The sequence below is a fragment of the Aliterella atlantica CENA595 genome (assembly GCF_000952155.1).
In the GTDB taxonomy this organism is placed as follows: Bacteria; Cyanobacteriota; Cyanobacteriia; order Cyanobacteriales; family Chroococcidiopsidaceae; genus Aliterella; species Aliterella atlantica.
In genome coordinates this window covers 101676-119568 of sequence record NZ_JYON01000014.1, presented here as the reverse complement: position 1 = coordinate 119568, position 17893 = coordinate 101676, and the positions used below count along the sequence as shown (strand labels likewise).

The 17893-nt window shown below is 43.0% G+C and carries 17 protein-coding genes; 12 read left to right on the top strand and 5 right to left on the bottom strand.

All coding sequences use genetic code 11. From position 1 onward, the window contains the following. Positions 1-8: 8 nt before the first annotated feature. Positions 9-638, bottom strand: a complete 630-nt coding sequence (locus tag UH38_RS14390; protein ID WP_045055353.1) for a TetR/AcrR family transcriptional regulator — start codon at positions 636-638, stop codon at positions 9-11. A gap of 133 nt (positions 639-771) precedes the next feature. Here UH38_RS14390 and UH38_RS14385 point away from each other — a divergent pair, with 133 nt between their 5' ends. The 3 genes from UH38_RS14385 to UH38_RS14375 are packed head-to-tail and all read left to right on the top strand — an operon-like array spanning position 772 to position 3839. After that, the gene (locus UH38_RS14385) at positions 772-1959 is read left to right on the top strand and encodes an ABC exporter membrane fusion protein (protein ID WP_045055352.1); all 1188 of its coding nucleotides are present in this window, start codon (positions 772-774) and stop codon (positions 1957-1959) included. Then, positions 1956-3122, top strand: coding sequence for an ABC transporter permease DevC (devC, locus tag UH38_RS14380; protein ID WP_045055351.1), 1167 nt, complete (start codon positions 1956-1958; stop codon positions 3120-3122). The genes UH38_RS14385 and devC overlap by 4 nt, the downstream gene beginning before the upstream one ends. Positions 3123-3131: 9 nt before the next feature. Next, entirely contained in the window at positions 3132-3839 is a 708-nt protein-coding gene (locus tag UH38_RS14375; protein ID WP_045055350.1) for a DevA family ABC transporter ATP-binding protein, read from the top strand. Here UH38_RS14375 and UH38_RS14370 read toward each other — a convergent pair. Further along, complete coding sequence (locus UH38_RS14370; protein WP_045055349.1) at positions 3836-4477, bottom strand: cytochrome b N-terminal domain-containing protein; 642 nt, start codon at positions 4475-4477, stop codon at positions 3836-3838. The two genes, UH38_RS14375 and UH38_RS14370, sit on opposite strands and share 4 nt — an antisense overlap. Before the next feature lie 102 nt (positions 4478-4579). After that, complete coding sequence (locus UH38_RS14365; protein WP_045055348.1) at positions 4580-5275, bottom strand: esterase/lipase family protein; 696 nt, start codon at positions 5273-5275, stop codon at positions 4580-4582. A 101-nt stretch (positions 5276-5376) separates the two neighbouring features. On the opposite strand from UH38_RS14365, the gene UH38_RS14360 reads away from it, so the two are divergent. From UH38_RS14360 to UH38_RS14330, 7 genes are all read left to right on the top strand, one after another. Continuing rightward, positions 5377-6123 carry a precorrin-2 C(20)-methyltransferase gene (locus tag UH38_RS14360; protein WP_045055347.1) on the top strand — a complete coding sequence of 249 codons (747 nt, stop codon included), beginning with the start codon at positions 5377-5379 and terminating at the stop codon, positions 6121-6123. Between the two features lie 98 nt (positions 6124-6221). Further along, a complete protein-coding gene (locus UH38_RS14355; protein ID WP_045055346.1) occupies positions 6222-8003 on the top strand; it encodes a hypothetical protein in 1782 nt (593 codons plus the stop codon). 27 nt (positions 8004-8030) lie between these two features. Continuing rightward, a complete protein-coding gene (rfbB, locus tag UH38_RS14350; protein WP_082065390.1) occupies positions 8031-9077 on the top strand; it encodes a dTDP-glucose 4,6-dehydratase in 1047 nt (348 codons plus the stop codon). Positions 9078-9546: 469 nt separating this feature from the next. Beyond that, positions 9547-10788, top strand: a complete 1242-nt coding sequence (locus UH38_RS14345) for a sedoheptulose 7-phosphate cyclase (protein WP_045055345.1) — start codon at positions 9547-9549, stop codon at positions 10786-10788. After that, a complete protein-coding gene (locus tag UH38_RS14340) occupies positions 10781-11614 on the top strand; it encodes an O-methyltransferase (protein WP_045055344.1) in 834 nt (277 codons plus the stop codon). The genes UH38_RS14345 and UH38_RS14340 overlap by 8 nt, the downstream gene beginning before the upstream one ends. Before the next feature lie 107 nt (positions 11615-11721). Beyond that, positions 11722-13059: an ATP-grasp domain-containing protein gene (locus UH38_RS14335; protein ID WP_045055381.1), complete on the top strand. Its 1338-nt coding sequence runs from the start codon at positions 11722-11724 to the stop codon at positions 13057-13059. A 74-nt stretch (positions 13060-13133) separates the two neighbouring features. Next, positions 13134-14480 (top strand): ATP-grasp domain-containing protein, encoded by a 1347-nt coding sequence (locus UH38_RS14330; RefSeq protein ID WP_045055343.1) that lies wholly within the window; start codon positions 13134-13136, stop codon positions 14478-14480. Positions 14481-14543: 63 nt separating this feature from the next. Here the strand turns inward: UH38_RS14330 and UH38_RS27905 are convergent, their stop codons facing one another. After that, a complete protein-coding gene (locus tag UH38_RS27905) occupies positions 14544-14666 on the bottom strand; it encodes a hypothetical protein (protein WP_268748889.1) in 123 nt (40 codons plus the stop codon). A 135-nt stretch (positions 14667-14801) separates the two neighbouring features. Here UH38_RS27905 and UH38_RS14325 point away from each other — a divergent pair, with 135 nt between their 5' ends. Together UH38_RS14325 and queC are read left to right on the top strand one after the other, a co-directional pair. After that, positions 14802-15497 (top strand): response regulator transcription factor, encoded by a 696-nt coding sequence (locus UH38_RS14325; protein WP_045055342.1) that lies wholly within the window; start codon positions 14802-14804, stop codon positions 15495-15497. A gap of 90 nt (positions 15498-15587) precedes the next feature. After that, positions 15588-16265 (top strand): 7-cyano-7-deazaguanine synthase QueC, encoded by a 678-nt coding sequence (gene queC / locus UH38_RS14320; RefSeq protein ID WP_045055341.1) that lies wholly within the window; start codon positions 15588-15590, stop codon positions 16263-16265. A gap of 105 nt (positions 16266-16370) precedes the next feature. On the opposite strand, the gene UH38_RS14315 is transcribed toward queC, so the two are convergent. Continuing rightward, on the bottom strand, positions 16371-17744 hold the full coding sequence (locus tag UH38_RS14315) for a hemolysin family protein (RefSeq protein ID WP_045055340.1): 1374 nt from the start codon (positions 17742-17744) through the stop codon (positions 16371-16373). Positions 17745-17893 lie beyond the last annotated feature (149 nt).

Genomic DNA, 17893 nt, shown 5'->3' with positions numbered 1-17893 from the left:
CTATCTCTTTAAATCTTTTTTGCTGAATTTCCAACGATCAAAGTTACTAAGTTTTCTACTAAGCGATCGCGTTCCATTGGCAAAATATCTTTACCATGTAGCATCTCTTGCACAATTAGATAATGCACAAGAGTTCCTACAAAAATTCTTGCCGTTGCTTCAGGATCGGATAAATTAAGGCAAGAGCTAAGGTATTGACATAGCGTATTAAAGGCAGTTTTCTCTATATTGCGTACAAAAGCACGCGCTAGCTTAGGAAATCGCCCTGACTCGCCCAGAATCACGCGCATGAAATTGATAAATTGCGGATCTTTCGTTCCTACCTCTAATACTCGATTTGCTAAGGCGCTCAGAACGATCGCTGGATCTGCTTGCTGTATTTCCTTGTCACTAGAGGCAAAAATTAAACTAAATTGTTCCTCTACTAGGCGCCTAATTAAAGCGTTAAACAAGCCTTCTTTATCCTGAAAGTGACTGTAAACCGTTGCTTTCGATACTCCTGCTGACTTTGCTACTCTATCCATACTCGTTGCTGCAAAACCGTGAGTCAAAAATTCCTGCATCCCCCCAGCTAAAATTGCTTCGGCTTTCTCTGAAGATAATTGGCGCTCTGTGGATGTGGAGTTTGTATCTCCCATTCTCTAATCTTTCCCTTCGGACTAATTTAGAAATTTTAACTTGACGTTACTATACTAAGCGGTTTAGTTTAGTGTTTGCATAGACTGAACAGTATAGTTTAATTACTAATTTCAGTGAGAGGAGGCACTGGCAATGCAAAATGTAAACGTGCAAGAAAGTGTAGCTGGAAAAGTTCGCAAGTCTCGGTGGATGGCGATCGCCATAGCTTCACTTTGTATAGGCAGCGTAGCGTCAGGACTGTTCTGGCGCTTCCAATCAACTTCACCACCGCAACCGGAAGTTGCCAGCGAGGCAGCGATTAGAACTGTTACAGCCTTAGGAAGATTGCAGCCAAAAGGAGAAGTAATCAAACTTTCTGCACCAACTACTAATAGTGGCAATAGAGTCGATCGCATATTGGTACAAGAAGGAAGTCGCGTCAAAAAGGGAAGTGCGATCGCCATTTTAGACAACCGCGATCGCCTCCAAGCAGCATTAGATGAAGCGCAAAAAGATGTAGCTGTAGCCCAGGCAAAACTCGCCGTTACTCAAACAGGGGCAAAAAAAGGCGAAATCGCGGCACAACAGGCAGAAATTGAGCGTTTAGCAGCCCAAAGACAGGGAGATATAAGTTCGCAAATAGCAAATATTGCTCGATTAACCGCCCAAACGCGCAATGCCCAAACAGAAAATCAAAGATACCAATCGCTCTATGAAAATGGAGCAATTTCAGCATCAGAACGAGACTCAAAGCGTTTAAATTTAGAGACAGCACAAGAGCGCCTGCAAGCAGCCCAAGCAGAACTTCAGCGCACGAAATCAACTCTCCCTTCTGAGCTTAATGCAGCGCAGGCAACCTTAAATAAAATTGCTGAAGTGCGTCCGGTGGATGTAGCTTACGATCGCGCCGAAGTTGAGAAAGCGATCGCGGCAAGAAATCGGGCAAAAGCAGAGCTAGCACAAGCTTACGTGCGATCGCCTGTTGATGGAGAGGTGTTGTATATTCACACCCGTTCGGGCGAAGTTATTTCCAACGATGGCATCGTAGAAATAGGGCAAACAGGGCAAATGGAAGCGATCGCCGAAGTTTATCAAAGCGATGTAAATAGAGTCCATATAGGGCAAAAAGTAAGAGTTTCCAGCGATTCCTTACCAGGTGAATTATCTGGAACTGTTACCAAAATTGGTTCTCAAGTACGACGACAGGAAATTATCAACACTGACCCTAGCACCAATATTGATGCCAGAGTAGTTGAAGTTTATGTAGCCTTAGATGCAGCTTCAAGTCAAAAAGCAGCAAAGTTTACCAACTTGCAAGTAAAGGTAGTAATTGAGCCATGATGCAATGGATAAAACGTCGCACACCTTTGGGATGGCTGCAACTAAGTCATGAGAGAGGGCGGTTATTGGTAGCACTTTCTGGCATTGCCTTTGCAGACATTTTGATGTTTATGCAGCTGGGTTTTCAAAATGCCTTGTACGATAGCAACACTCGGCTCAATCGTTCCCTACAAACTGACATAGTATTGCTCAGTCCGCAAGCGCGGAATATGCAGAACTTGTATACATTTTCGCGGCGGCGGCTGTATCAGGCAATGGATATTGCTGGGGTGAAAGATGCAGAGCCATTTTACGCCAATACAATTGTGTGGAAGAACCCAATAACGCGGCGACAAAGCACAGTGCAATTAATAGGCTTTAATCCCGATCGCTCTGCGTTGAACTTGCCTGAAGTAGATCGGCAATTGAACAAACTAAAGCTGCCCGATACAGTAATCTTCGATCGCGCAAGTCGCGGCGATTATCAAGCAACAATTTCGGCTGTTACGCAGGATCGAACTGTAACAACTGAAGTTGAACGGCGCACGATCGCAGTGGCGGGTTTATTTACCTTGGGCGCTTCTTTTGGCGCAGATGGTACTTTGATAACAAGCGACCAGAACTTTTTATTGATGTTTCCCAGACGAGAAGCGGCAAGTATTAGTTTGGGATTAGTGTATTTGACTCCTGGCGCTGACGATGAGCAAGTAGTCAAGGCAATGCGATCGCATTTACCCAACGATGTGCGAGTAATGACACACGCAGAATTTATTGAATTTGAAGAAAATTATTGGAAAAGTGAAAGCCCAATTGGCTTTATATTTGGGTTAGGAACAGCAATGGCTTTTGTTGTTGGTGTAGTAATTGTTTATCAAGTGCTGTCAACAGATGTCAACGCTCATCTCAAAGAATACGCCACCTTCAAAGCGATGGGCTATAACAATGCCTATTTGCTAAGTGTAGTGTTTGAAGAAGCAATTATTCTGGCGATTTTGGGCTTTATTCCTGGTGCGATCTTGCCTGTAGGACTTTATGCTTTAGCAGCTAAAGCAACGGCTTTACCGCTTTATATGACAGCTTTACGGGCAATTATTGTGCTGATGCTGACTTTAATTATGTGTGGAATGTCGGGCGCGATCGCTACCCGCAAACTCCAAGCAGCCGACCCTGCTGATATGTTTTAGGTTTTTGTTATGTCTCCTGCTATTATCATACGCAACCTCGACTATTTCTTTGGTCAAGGTCAATTGCGAAAACAAGTTCTCTATAATATCAATCTCGAAATTAATACTGGCGAGATTATAATTATGACAGGACCTTCTGGTTCTGGGAAGACAACTTTGCTCACCTTAATCGGTGGCTTGCGCTCGGCTCAATCGGGTAGCTTGCAAGTATTAGGACAAGAACTTGTAGACGCAACGGCAAGGCAACTCACCCAAGCGCGTCGCCATCATGGATATATCTTTCAGGCTCATAATTTGCACAGCAGCCTAACTGCCCTGCAAAATGTCAAGATGGGCTTAGAACTGCACCAGAATATTTCAACTAGCCAGATGCAAGTTCGCTCTGCCGAAATGCTCAAAGAGGTAGGATTGGAAGAACAAGTTAATTATTACCCTGACGAACTATCGGGCGGACAAAAACAGCGTGTGGCGATCGCAAGAGCTTTAGTCAGTCATCCCCAGCTTGTTTTAGCAGATGAGCCTACTGCTGCTTTAGATAGCAAATCTGGGCGCGACGTTGTTAATTTAATGCAAAATCTAGCTAGAGAACAAGGTTGCACGATCTTACTTGTCACTCACGATAATCGCATCTTAGATATTGCCGATCGCATTGTCGATATGGAAGATGGTCGGTTAATCGATAATCCAGCCGCTTTGTCGCCCGCTGCCTATATCTAAGTCATTTCAGCTTTGTTTTGCACCGATAATTCTGGGATAGATGCAACTTCTCCCTTTATTTCTTTTTCTTGGCGCAATATACCCCAGAGATGAATAACTGCTAGCACTATCGCCCCAGCAGATAGTAAGTAGCTATGAATTGTATAGAGGTGTTCTACTGTAGTTGTATTTACCGCGCCACCGCCGACTAATATATCCCGTAAGGTGTGACCAATCAGGGGAATTGCCTCAATCGTGCTTAATTCAATGCGGAAGCGCCAATAGCCTTCTTGACTCCAATCTAAAATAATAGCCGTCCAAGCAAGACCAATTGAAGTCAATATCAACAAAATTCCGCTAATCCAACCTGTCAGCCAGCTAGAACGAAATTGTCTGCCTAGAAACATTACTACCATTTGGATTAATGCTGTACCGATTAGCAAGGTTCCCGCTAGGTCGTGAATTGAGTGAATTAACGCGCCGTTGGTAACTTCACTGTCTATCCACTTGAGCGACTGATAAGCACCGCCTGCTGAGGGTTCGTAGTAAAAAGATAGCAAAATACCTGTAATCGCCGCGATCGCGCTCAAGGTTACTATAGCAACCGATAATATGGTTGCCATGCGCCGCAAAATAAAGTCGTAAGCTGAGATACTCATATATTTGGGTGCGATCTCGCTAAATGTGTATTTTTATTACGATCTTAACTTAGGTATTCAATACGTGCATATAAACTCGTGCAACCAAAATATAAATCAGTATTAAGTTAGATAAGACACCCAAGTAGGTAAAATTTCTGGGGAACCGTACCAAGTTTTAGGCGATCGCGGCGAATGATAGACATTTTCCATAACTAAATTTTCTGCTCCCTGCAAATGAGCCGCAACAATTGGGGTAATGCCATCTCCCCAAGTATTGCCAACACCACAAGTTTGCTGATAGCTGCTGTAGGCTAGCCATTTACCTGGGCGGCGATCGCCAAAAATGGTTTTTCCGGCAACGCAAACGTAGCGAACGCCAGCATAAAAAGCCCCTGGATAGTTGTCATTTACAAAGTCCAAATTCCACCGCGTCCAACGTTCTTGACTAATGTGCGGCGTACCTAGAGTAAGTAAAGTCGCAATATGATGATGAGCGTTGCCAGGAGCAATTAAATTTAGCTCGTTGCACCCCAAATAAGGCTTTTCTCCTAGATAAATGCGCGATATCCAGCCACCTGCTGAATGACCGATCAGATTAATCTGCCCAGTTGACGATTGTGCTAAGGCAAGTTTTACAGTTTGGTCTAATTGCTGCAAAATTGGCGTAACAGGTCTTCCTCCCAAAGTCGGCAACCAATCGCGGCGGCGCAACGGTACTGTAAAAGTAGGAAAACCTAAATTTTGTAAAGATTGTTGAAGCGGTAAGTAGGCGATCGCACCTTCTAAATATCCTGGCAAAATAACTGTAGGTAACATTGGGAATAGTTTTGAGTCTTGAGTTAAGAATATGCCAAGACAAAGCTTAGAGATAGTATGGCAAGTTGATGATATTTTGGAGTTTTGGTTTTAGTTAAGTTGTGGAAATTGGTACTTTGTACGGGATTAGTGTTGGTCCTGGCGATCCAGAATTGATTACAGTTAAAGGACTAAAAGCGCTGCAAACAGCTAGAATAGTTGCCTTTCCGACTGGCTTACAAGGCAAACCAGGTATCGCTCAACAAATTGTCTCTCCTTGGCTTAGTTCCGAGCAACTACAGCTAGCATTAGAATTTCCTTATGTCCGAGATATGGCGGTGCTAGAAGCAGCATGGCAGCTAGCAGCACAGCAAGTTTGGCATTACTTAGCACAAGGTGAAGATGTGGCTTTTGTCTGCGAAGGCGATGTAAGTTTTTACAGCACTTTTAGCTATCTGGCACAAACATTGCAGCAAATGCATCCTAAATCTGTAGTCAAAGCAATTCCTGGAGTTTGTTCGCCAATGGCAGCAGCATCAGTATTGGGCTTACCTTTGACAATTCGCAGCGAAAAATTAGTAGTTTTGCCAGCAATTTATCAAATGGGCGAATTAGAAGCTGTATTAGATTGGGCGGATGTAGTAGTGCTAATGAAAGTAAGTTCCGTGTACGAACAAGTATGGCAGGTGCTATGCGATCGCAATTTATTAGAGAATAGCTACGTCATCGAACGAGCCACCTTACCAGATATGAAGGTATATAATGACTTACGCGATCGCCCGCAGTTACAATTACCCTACTTTTCGTTACTTATTGTGCAACGAGCGCGATCGCTAAAAACCAGTCGCGCTAACATCGAAAACGAATAATTTACATAAGACCAAAATATAATTTACTGGCGCGATGACCTAGATGTAGCAGTGCTACGTCTATACATTAAAAAACCTGCTGTTTAATCCAATTTATTATGCGTTACGCCTCTACTAATAAAAATTTTCTATCTACAACTGGTTTAGCTGTCTTAGGCTCATTAGGTATTCATGGATTACTTTGGGCAGTTTTACCAGGCTTGCCACTAAACCAAGCAGCAAAGTCTCCAACGCAAAGAACTGTCGGGCTTGTGCAATTGACTCCTGAAGAACAAAGTCGTCTGCCACAAACTCCTAATCCAGCGGATACGGCGCTACCAGATTTTGCGAATCAGCCTAGCGCGTTGCCACCTCTACCCCCTCCACCGCCATTGCAGACAAGCGTATTACCGCCTTTACAATTGCCGCCTGGTGCTGCGCCTGTTTACACTCTTCCTCCAGCCCAAAATCCACCGCCACCGACGCAAACGTATCGCGTTCCCCTACCCCCACCACCACAAAATAGTGTCTCGTTTGCTCCTATTCCTTACGAAAATATCCCCAGTACGCCACCTAATAGACCAATTCCTGAAGGAAATATCCCTAGTGTAGAACCTCCTAGCGGGCAATCCTCCCCTGTGACAACTTTGCCTTCGCCCCCTCAAGTACCATTAAATTCGCCTATAAATAACGGGCAACCCAATAGTTTATCTAGAAATAATGGGCTACCAGGTGGTTTGACTCCCGATCTATCTGTACCTGCTGATGCAACCGAACCTACACCACAGCAAACACCGGAAAGTAGCACGACTGCTGAGAATAATCCATCAATTCAGGCGAATAGACTACCAGATCGGGGTAAGAAAGAATTATTAGCTTTGCAAGAGCAAATTAGAAGGCGCAATCAATCGGGTGCGACTACTCAGCCGCAAACTGGATCTAGTCGTATGACTAGCGAACAACTGAGGTTAGCACTAAGGCAACAAAGCGATCGCTCTAATACTCCTCCTACACAAGCAAATCCTCGGCTTGATGATAGAAAAGGATTGGTAGAAGCACTCAGACAACAGCGCCGCAATGTTAATGTATCTAACCAGCCATCAGAGGCAACAAGAACTGCACTAGATAACTTAGATAGATTTGAAGCACAACGCGCTAGAGTCCTTGCCCAATACCCCAATGCCATAATCAAACCACCAATTAGGAACCAATTGGAAACTTGCGATCGCAAGCTAGATGGTGGAGTAGCGATCGTCGGTGTTGTAGTTAGCCCTGAAGGTAAAATTGTCTCCAATCCTAGGTTAATTAGTAAAACGGGACCAGCAGACGTTGCTCAAGCAACAAGGTATGTAAGCAATGTCAGATTTGGAAAAACTGCTAAACCTAGTTATTACAGCTTTAATCTCAAGTTTGATTACGATGCTAAAACTTGCGCCCAAGCACAACCTCAACCAACGCCTAACAATACGCAACCTACACGCAGAACTGCGCCGCAACCAACTCCAGTAACGCCTACACGCAGAACTGCGCCGCAACCTACATCAACGCCCAGCAACATAAATATTCCACAACCAAAGCCAACAATACCTATACGTAGAACTACACCGCCAAAAACGCGAGTAACACCTATACAAAATACGCCGCAACCAACGCTAACACCTCGACAACGCAGAATCATTGTGCCTACACCGCAGCCCACACCAATAGAGAGAAATACAAATACTCGCCAGCGCACGCCTTTAACAGCACCTACAAGTATTCCTCTACCATCGCCTGTACAAAGGAATACACCTCAACCTATCCAAACACCAGATACCCCTATTCGTCAGCTAACACCTTCACCTCAAGGTACAGAAACACCTCAAACACCGCCAAGCAATTCTGAACCAACTGCAGATTAACTTATTAATAGTATTTAGGAGGAGGAGGTGACAAACTTGCTCTCAAGTCCCCGTCGGTTATTGGTAACTGGCGGTGCGGGATTTATTGGCGCGAATTTTGTGCGTTATTGGTGCGATCGCTATCAGTGCGATCGCATAGTAGTTCTAGATGCCTTAACTTATGCTGGAAATTTGCAGAATTTGGCAGGGTTAGAAGGAAAAAATAATTTTCGCTTTGTACGCGGAAATATATGCGATCGCGCACTCATAGATAACTTACTTGTCACTGAAAATATCGACACAATTGCTCATTTTGCCGCCGAGTCTCATGTCGATCGCTCAATCGTAGAACCGAACACTTTTATCCAAACAAATTTAGTTGGAACTTTTACTTTATTAGAGGCTTTTCGTCAATACTTAGAGAATGTAAAAGTTACAAATAGAGCTTTATTCTTGCACATTTCTACTGATGAAGTATATGGCAGCCTTAACCAGAGCGAACCCGCTTTTACTGAAACTACAGCCTATAATCCTAGTAGTCCTTATTCTGCTTCTAAAGCTGGCAGCGATCATTTAGTTAAATCTTATTATCGCACTTATAATTTACCAGTAATTGTGACTAATTGTTCTAATAATTACGGAGCATTTCAATTTCCAGAAAAACTAATTCCTTTAATCTGTATCAATATTTTATTAGGGAAAAATCTACCTATTTACGGTGATGGGCAAAATATTCGCGATTGGCTTTATGTAGAGGATCATTGCACTGCTTTAGATGCAGTAATTAATCGTGGAAAAATAGGTGAAACTTATAATATTGGCGGTAATAATCAAGTTAGAAACCTTGACTTAGTTAACATTTTGTGCAACTTAATGGATGAATTAGCCCCAAATTTGCCAGTTAGTCCCAGCCACAATTTAATTACCTTTGTTAAAGATAGATTGGGACACGATCGCCGATACGCAATTAATACTAAGAAAATTTACAACCATCTAGGCTGGACTCCTATAACTTCTCTAGAAGAGGGTTTGCGGCTTACAGTTGCATGGTATCTGCATCATGCTGATTGGTGGCGATCGCTGTTGTCTAAATAAGATAGAAATAACTATCAACAAGCACGTAATTGCATAGAAATTTCTTATCAAACGTTCAATAATACTTGCTTAGATCTATCTATTTTTTAAGTATCAATGATTAATACTTAAACTAATTTCAAACGCTCTAAGTATTAATGCTTAAACTAGCAGAATAAGCTAGGAAATTGTTATATTTGTTACCTAGATAAATGATAAATTTTTCTGTTTTTTTTGTTTCTACCTCTTTTGGCACTGTTCGCATGGAATAAACGGGTAATACTCTACAAATAGTTTACCGTTATTGTCTTCAATGGCTCAAGTTAAGGGCATTCTTGAACTGGTTTCCTCGTTTTCGTTTGAAGAGTTCATTAAAGTTCGTATTTTCGTCTATTCGCGGTTTCAAGCAACGAAATGGCTGAAAGGTTAATAATTCAGTCGCAAATTGTGTTGTTGTAGTAAACCCCGTCAATTAAAGGTAGAGAAAAGGATGAGTAACGTCCAAGCAAAATTTGAAGCAACCGAAACAGCATTTCATGTAGAAGGCTATGAAAAAATTGAATTTAGCCTAGTTTATGTTAACGGAGCATTCGCTCTAGAAAACCCAGAAATAGCGAATAGTTACAAGTCATTTGGCAGGTGCTTGGCTGTTGTTGATGCCAATGTAAATAGTCTATATGGAGAGCAAATTAAGTCGTATTTCAATTACTACGACATTGACCTTACTATCTTTGCGATAACTATTAGCGAACCTGCTAAAAGCTTAGAAACCTTCTCGTCAATAATTGATGCCTTTGCCGACTTTGGTTTAGTCCGCAAAGAACCAGTTTTGGTAGTTGGAGGAGGCTTAATTACAGATGTAGCAGGCTTTGCTTGTGCTGCATATCGTCGCAAGACAAACTACATTCGCGTTCCGACAACTTTGATCGGTTTAGTCGATGCTGGGGTGGCTATTAAAGTAGCTGTCAATCACGGCAAGCTGAAAAATCGTCTGGGTGCTTACCACGCACCGAAGCAAGTCATACTTGACTTCTCTTTCTTGCGAACTTTACCTACAGACCAAGTTCGCAACGGGATGGCAGAACTAATTAAAATTGCCGTAGTCTCGAATAGGGAAGTATTTGAGTTATTGTGCGAGTATGGCGAAGAATTACTCAATACGCATTTTGGCAATGTTGATGCTACTCCTAAGTTGCAAGAAGTTGCCCATCGCGTTACTTATGAGTCAATTAAGACCATGCTGGAATTAGAGACTCCTAACCTGCATGAAATAGACCTAGATCGGGTAATTGCCTACGGACATACTTGGAGTCCAACGTTAGAACTTGCCCCTGCTGTACCGCTATTTCACGGTCATGCAGTAAATATTGACATGGCATTGTCAGCAACGATCGCTGCCAAACGCGGATATATTACTGATGCAGATCGCGATCGCATTTTAGGATTGATGAGCCAAGTTGGTCTAGCCTTAGATCATCCCCTATTAACAGGCGACTTGCTATGGCACGCAACGCAGTCAATTACGCAGACAAGAGACGGTTTGCAACGCGCAGCAATGCCTAAGCCTATTGGTGAATGCTTCTTTGCCAACGATCTCACGCGTGAAGAACTAGATGCTGCTTTAGCGCAGCACAAGCAAATTTGTGCTACTTACCCACGCGCGGGTGCTGGGGTAGATGCTTATGCTGGTAGTAGCGATCGCGATTTGGTAGGGAGTGGTAATAATGTCTGAGGTGGCAAGTCAGCAAACCCCTAGACCTGTCACGCCTTTGGGCATTTTAGTCGAACAGCTAGAAGAGACTATTCGGCTAGTAGAAAAAGAACCAAATATGCCCGCCACAGTAGTAGATTCTTTGCAGCAAGCATTTCGGCTGGCTGCGGGGTTAGATCCATACCTAGATGAATGTACTACTGCTGAATCATCCGCGCTAAAAGCGATCGCCCAAAAAACTAGCACTGAAGCATGGAACCAGCGTTTTTCTGATGGTGCTACAGTACGCCCGTTAGAACAGGAGATGCTGTCAGGACACTTGGAAGGGCAAGTTCTGAAGATGTTTATCTACATGACACGCGCTCAAAAAGTGTTGGATATTGGGATGTTTACGGGGTATTCAGCGCTAGCAATGGCGGAAGCGTTACCAGAAGACGGGCGATTGGTTGCTTGCGAAGTTGATGCTTATGTAGCTGAATTTGCTCAAGCATTGTTTCAAAAATCCCCTCACGGCAGCAAAATTTACGTGCAGTTAGGTGGGGCGTTAGAAACTTTAGATAAGCTAGCAGCCACGCAAGAGTCATTTGACTTAGTGTTTATCGATGCAGATAAGCGAGAGTACGTGCAATACTTCAATATGCTGCTAGATACCCAACTGCTAGCACCAAACGGGTTTATCTGCGTAGATAACACCTTGTTGCAAGGACAAGTGTATCTACCTGCCGAACAACGCACCCCCAACGGAGAAGCGATTGCACAATTCAACCGCATTGTTGCAGATGACCCCCGCGTCGAGCAAGTGCTGCTACCAGTTCGTGATGGTTTAACGATTATCCGACGAGTGTAGAAGCCAATGTCTGGGAAAAGGTAAAAGGTGAAAGGGAAAAGGAATGGTTCTTACCCTTCCCCTTCGCCCCTTCCTTGCCCTTTCCCCTAATTTTTTCTACCCCTACCATGCAGAAGATGTTCGCCATATTCCAAAACTTAGGTACTCTGACACTACTGGCGATCGCTTTTCCTTTCAACTGCATTGTCGTTTTATCTGCTTTGGTGTGGAATTTGATTAGCCAACCATTCCAAAAGCAAGTTGTTTTCAACCCCGATGCCAAAAATATCTTGATTGGTGGCGGTAGGATGACCAAAACCCTTCAACTAGCGCGATCGTTTCACGCTGCTGGGCATCGGGTCATTTTATTTGACATCGACAAAAACTGGTTTAGTGGTTATCGATTTTCCAACGCTGTTGCTGGCTTTTACACAGTTCCCGATCCAATCAAAGACTTAGAAGGCTACACAATCGCCCTACGTGCGATCGCCAAACAAGAAAACATAGACTTTTTTGTTCCGGTAGGCATTTTCGCCAATGACTACTTTGACTCCAAGCGCCAGCCAGTGTTATCAGGCTGTTGCGAGACTTTCCACTTCGATGCTGACACGATGAAGATGCTAGATAACAAGTTCACATTTACCCAAAAAGCACGAAGTCTCTCGCTATCTGTCCCGAAAGCCTATTTAATTACAGACCCCGAACAAGTTCTTAAATTCGACTTTTCCAACGAAAAGAATAAGTACATTCTTAAAAGTATTGTCTATGACCCTGTTTTCCGTTTAGATCTTACCAAGCTACCGATGGAGTCGCTTGAAAAAATGGCAATTCATGTTAGAAATCTGCCAATTAGTAAAGACAACCCTTGGATCTTGCAAGAATTTATCACCGGACAAGAATACTGTACCCATAGCACAGTTAGAAATGGTGAATTAACGGTACACTGCTGCTGCGAATCATCTGCTTTTCAAGTCAACTACGAAAACGTTGACAAGCCTGAAATTTTGCAGTGGGTAAGTCATTTTGTCAAAGAACTACAACTTACCGGACAAATTTCTTTTGACTTTATTCAAGCAGAAGATGGAACGATTTATGCGATCGAGTGCAACCCTCGCACTCACTCGGCAATTACAATGTATTACAACCATCCAGGTTTAGCAGATGCCTATCTCGGTCAAAAACCTCTAGCTGAACTTCTGCAACCGCTTCCTGATAGTAAGCCTACTTATTGGCTTTATCACGAAGTTTGGAGACTGAATGAAATTAGATCGTTAAAGCAGTTGCAAACGTGGTTTAAAAACATTTTGCGCGGAAAGGATGCAATCTTTGATGTTAACGACCCTCTACCATTTTTGATGGTACATCACTGGCACATTCCCTTACTGTTACTCGACAATTTGCAAAAATTAAAAGGTTGGGTAAGGATTGATTTCAACATCGGGAAAATCGTGCAGGTAAGTGACTGAAATTAATTATCAACGAACAATATAAAAATAACGATTTAATTTTAATCTTCAAGCCAGTCAAATTTTTAAAGCTAATGAGCCAATCGCAACCGATAGCACGTATTTTTGCCCTATTCCAAAACTTAGGCACTCTTGCATTATTAGCGATCGCATTCCCCTTTAACTGCATCGTCGTCTTCATATCACTGCTATGGAACTTTTTTAGCAGACCATTCCAAAAGCCAGTTGTTTTCAACCCCAATGCCAAAAATATCTTGATCGCTGGCACTAGGATGACCAAAACCCTTCAACTAGCGCGATCGTTTCACGCCGCTGGGCATCGGGCGATTGTAGTTGATACCGAGAAATACTGGTTAAGTGGTAATCAATATTCCAACGCTGTTGCTGCCTCTTACACCGTCCCCGATCCAAGCAAAGATTTAGAAGGCTACGTTAAAACCCTACACGCGATCGCCATCAAAGAAAAGATCGATTTTTTTATCCCAGTAGCCATTTTCGCTGTCATCTACTATGACTTGCAAGGTAAACCACCGCTACCAAACGATGTAGAGTTTTTTCACTTCGATGCTGACGTCACAAAAATGCTAGATGACAAGTTTGCCTTTGCCCAAAGGGCGCGAAGTTTCTCGTTATCAGTTCCCAAATCCTTCCTCATCACCAACCCCGAACAAGTCCTCAATTTCGACTTTACCAACGAGAAGAATAAGTACATCCTCAAAAGCATTCCCTACGACCAAGTGCGTCGCTTGGATCTCACTAAGCTACCTTGCGATACACAGTCACAAACAGCAGCGTTTGTCAAGAGCCTGCCGATAAGCGAGGAGAATCCCTGGATTATGCAGGAATTCATTCCTGGAAAGGAATACTGCACTCACAGTACCGTCAGAGACGGAGAGACAAGAATGTACTGCTGCTGTGAGTCATCCGCCTTTCAAGTTAACTACGAAAATGTTGACAAGCCTAAAATCATGGAATGGACGAGTCATTTTGCCAAAGAACTGGGACGTACTGGGCAACTGTCCTTTGACTTTATTGAAGCAGAAGACGGAACTCCTTACGCGATCGAGTGTAACCCCCGCACTCACTCCGCCATTACAATGTTTTACAACCATTCAGGCGTAGCAGATGCCTATCTCGATAAAAAACCTCTAGCTGAACCTTTGCAACCGCTTCCTAATAGTAAGCCTACCTATTGGCTGTACCACGAACTTTGGCGGCTGAATGAGATTAGATCGTCAAAGCAATTACAAACCTGGGTAAGAAATATTTTGCAGGGGAAAGACGCAATTTTTGAACTTAGTGACCCCCTACCCTTTTTGATGGTACATCACTGGCAAATTCCTTTACTCCTGCTTGACAATCTACGCAGGCTTAAAGGTTGGATCAGAATAGATTTTAATATTGGTGAGTTGATAGAGTGAGGAGAGTGGGAAGCCGATCGATCCAGAAACAGAAGAAAATCCAGTATTCAATAGCTTTCAAAGTTAATTGGAAAGATAAAGGCGATCGCCAAAACTATCTAGATACTCTGCAAATAACATCGACCAGCTAGTAGTAAATACAAGCCCCAAATTATCCAGTGGAGAACAAAGAAATAGATTAATCATTTAAATCCCCTATCTTTCAAATATAGGAATTAACTGGTCACTGGTCACTGGTTACTGGTCACTGTCAAATGGCGATCGCTAGCTGTACGGTCAGATTTTCGCTAAATTGAGAAGTAAGGTCTAGGGATACAATCAATGTCGTCAGCACAACTTTTACTGGTAGATGATGAACCAGGATTGCGCGAAGCAGTCAAAGACTACTTGCAAGAAAGCGGTTTCAACGTCCAAGTCGCCAGCAATGCGCGTGAAGGCTGGGATTTGATGCAGCAAAATACCCCAGACTTGGTAATTTCCGATATCATGATGCCGCAAGTAGATGGCTATCAGTTTCTCAAACAACTGCGAGACGATCCTAGGTTTAAGGCTTTACCTGTAGTATTTCTAACTGCTAAAGGGATGACAAGCGATCGCATTCAAGGCTATCAAGCACGTTGCGATGCGTATTTACCCAAACCTTTCGATCCTGATGAATTAGTAGCAATCGTGGAAAATTTGCTAGAGCGGCGCACTACAACCACAGGATCGACGGAAAATGGCGAAACACCAGATATCACTGAACTTGCCAATCAGATTGCCCAAATTAAAGCCTTGTTGACACAGAAAAGTGCGATCGCTCAGACTCCTTCACCAATCAAAATCGATCTCACACCCAGAGAACAAAGCGTTCTAGATTTGGTTGCTGCTGGATTAATGAATAAAGAAATCGCCCGCCGCCTGCAAACTAGCGTCCGCAATGTGGAAAAGTACGTCAGCCGTCTATTTAGTAAAACAGGTACAAATAGTCGCACAGAGTTAGTCCGCTTTGCTCTAGAACACGGACTTGCTAAGTAAAAGTTATATTCGGCAAAGTCTCGCAGGCAAAAACATCCACAGCTTAAAATACGAGATAGCTTTGCCGATTTAATAGGATGGTATTTGAACGTGAAGGCTGTTGTTTTATTATCTGGTGGTTTAGATTCAGCAACGGTACTTTATAGCGCGATCGCATCTGGCGATGAATGTTATGCTCTATCTTTTGATTACCAGCAAAGACATCAAAAAGAATTAGAGTCGGCGATCGCTATTGCACAGTCCGCAGGTGTTATCGATCGCAAAATAGTCAGCTTCGATTTGCGTTCTTGGGGTGGTTCGGCGCTAACTGATGACAAGATAGATTTACCTCAAGAGCGATCGCTAGCTCAAATGAGCGCAGATATTCCCGTTACCTATGTCCCCGCTAGAAATACAATTTTTCTTAGCTTTGCTCTAGCTTATGCTGAAACGATTGATGCTGGGCGCGTTTATATTGGTGTCAATGCTCTAGACTACTCTGGTTATCCCGATTGTCGCCTTGACTACATCCAAGCCATGCAAGAAGTTTTCCGCTTGGGGACTAAACAAGGACGCGAAGGCGAAGCAATTAAAATTGTTACACCCCTAATTGACTTAAAAAAGACAGAAATTATCCAACTTGGCAATAAATTAGGCGTACCTTGGGAAAAAACATGGTCTTGCTACGCTGGAGGTGATAAAGCTTGTGGTGTCTGCGATTCTTGTCAATTACGTTTAGCTGCTTTTAAAGAACTGGGATTGCAAGATCCTGTTGCATATATTTGTTGACGAACGCAGATAAACGCGGATGTAGGCGCAGCCTTCTCGTAGAGTACGCAGATGAAAACCTACACGATTATTATTTGTGCAACAGGTTTCGTGTATATAAACAATCTACGCCTGACGATGAAGTTTAATATGGTGCAAGCGCGGTCCTTCTACTGAAACAACTGTAAATTCTAAGTTCTCGTATTTGAAAGTAGTGCCGATTGCTGGAATTTTCTGCATCTGGTAGAGCAAAAAGCCGCCTAAAGTTTGGTACTCGTTTTTTAAAGGCAAATGCAGGTCTAATAACTCGTTCAAATCTTCTAAATTAAGCTGCGCTTGAACTAAATAGGTGTTTTCGTCCAAGCTTTCAATCATCAACTCATCGCTGCTTCCAGGTTCGCCTGTATCGCCAATAATTTCGGCAATTACATCTTGAATCGTTACTAAGCCTACAATCCCACCAAACTCATCAACGATCATTACCATTGATAAATGCGATCGCTGCATCATCGACAATAGTTCGCTCAACGGCGTATGTTCAGGAACGAATCTTGCAGGACGGATCCACTGTTTTAAAGGCGTTGAGAGGGTAAATTTCCCCGAAACTAACAATTTTGCTAGTTCTTTAAACTCAATTGTGCCGCAAACATCATCTAAAGATTTACCAACCACAGGATAGCGAGAATGACCTGTAGCTGTGACTACTTGCAATAAAGACTCAAAAGTACCATTAATTGGCAAAGAAACAATATTATTGCGCTGTACCATCACTTCAGCTACCCTGACATCGCCAAATTCAAATACATTATTTAGTAATTCTCTAGCTCTTGCTTCTAAGCCTGTAGATTCGCGTTCTGTAGCAATAATTAGCTGCAATTCTGCTGGCGAGACAGGAGTTCTCCAGCCTTGTCCTGTATAATTTATCCCTACTAGCCTCAGCAGCCAACGAGTAGATTGATTGATTACCCAAATAAACGGATTAAATAAACGAGCGATCGCTCTTACAGGCGGAGCCAAAAACCGCGCTAACTGCTCTGGGTATAATAAAGCTAACGATTTAGGACATAATTCGCCTAAAACAATTTGCAAGTAAGCAACCAAAAGAAAAGCCGCAGGAACAGAAATAGAATGAGTCACAATATTGCGCGTTCCCGCAGCTAAGGGTAAATGCTTAATCCAAGTTGCTAGCAATATACCCATCGTACTTTCGCCAATCCAGCCTAGAGCTAGACTCGAAAGCGTAATTCCTAGCTGAGTTGTAGATAGCAAGCGATCTATACTTTTTTGCAAACCTTGAACAGCTAGTGCTTCAGCATCGCCAGCTTCTACCAATTGATGAATGCGCGATCGCCTAACGGTAACAAGCGAAAACTCCGCAGCCACAAAAAAGGCGTTAATAGCAATCAGCAGCAAGACAGAAAACAACCGCAGTAAAATGTCTGACTGCGAAAGCGGAAAAGAACCATTCACCGCCAAAATATTTGTACTTAAGGCAAACATCAGCAACTTAGAAGGTAGAAGGGCGAGCAGGACTTAAAAGACTTTAGTTGTAAGCTGCGACGGCGTTTGCTATTTTACTTCCAATTATATCTAGGACTTATCCAGTTTGAAAAAAATTAGCTGCTATCAGGCGCTAAGATAAAAAGCTA

Bases quoted from the DNA above. Each gene is read 5' to 3' on its own strand.
- UH38_RS14330 (WP_045055343.1), top strand. From the start codon at position 13,134: ATGAGCCAATCGCAACCGATAGCACGTATTTTTGCCCTATTCCAAAAC.
- UH38_RS14345 (WP_045055345.1), top strand. From the start codon at position 9,547: ATGAGTAACGTCCAAGCAAAATTTGAAGCAACCGAAACAGCATTTCAT.
- UH38_RS14340 (WP_045055344.1), top strand. From the start codon at position 10,781: ATGTCTGAGGTGGCAAGTCAGCAAACCCCTAGACCTGTCACGCCTTTG.
- UH38_RS14375 (WP_045055350.1), top strand. From the start codon at position 3,132: ATGTCTCCTGCTATTATCATACGCAACCTCGACTATTTCTTTGGTCAA.
- UH38_RS14325 (WP_045055342.1), top strand. From the start codon at position 14,802: ATGTCGTCAGCACAACTTTTACTGGTAGATGATGAACCAGGATTGCGC.
- UH38_RS27905 (WP_268748889.1), bottom strand. From the start codon at position 14,666: ATGATTAATCTATTTCTTTGTTCTCCACTGGATAATTTGGGGCTTGTA.
- UH38_RS14315 (WP_045055340.1), bottom strand. From the start codon at position 17,744: ATGTTTGCCTTAAGTACAAATATTTTGGCGGTGAATGGTTCTTTTCCG.
- devC (WP_045055351.1), top strand. From the start codon at position 1,956: ATGATGCAATGGATAAAACGTCGCACACCTTTGGGATGGCTGCAACTA.
- UH38_RS14355 (WP_045055346.1), top strand. From the start codon at position 6,222: ATGCGTTACGCCTCTACTAATAAAAATTTTCTATCTACAACTGGTTTA.
- UH38_RS14335 (WP_045055381.1), top strand. From the start codon at position 11,722: ATGCAGAAGATGTTCGCCATATTCCAAAACTTAGGTACTCTGACACTA.
- UH38_RS14390 (WP_045055353.1), bottom strand. From the start codon at position 638: ATGGGAGATACAAACTCCACATCCACAGAGCGCCAATTATCTTCAGAG.
- UH38_RS14385 (WP_045055352.1), top strand. From the start codon at position 772: ATGCAAAATGTAAACGTGCAAGAAAGTGTAGCTGGAAAAGTTCGCAAG.
- UH38_RS14370 (WP_045055349.1), bottom strand. From the start codon at position 4,477: ATGAGTATCTCAGCTTACGACTTTATTTTGCGGCGCATGGCAACCATA.
- UH38_RS14365 (WP_045055348.1), bottom strand. From the start codon at position 5,275: ATGTTACCTACAGTTATTTTGCCAGGATATTTAGAAGGTGCGATCGCC.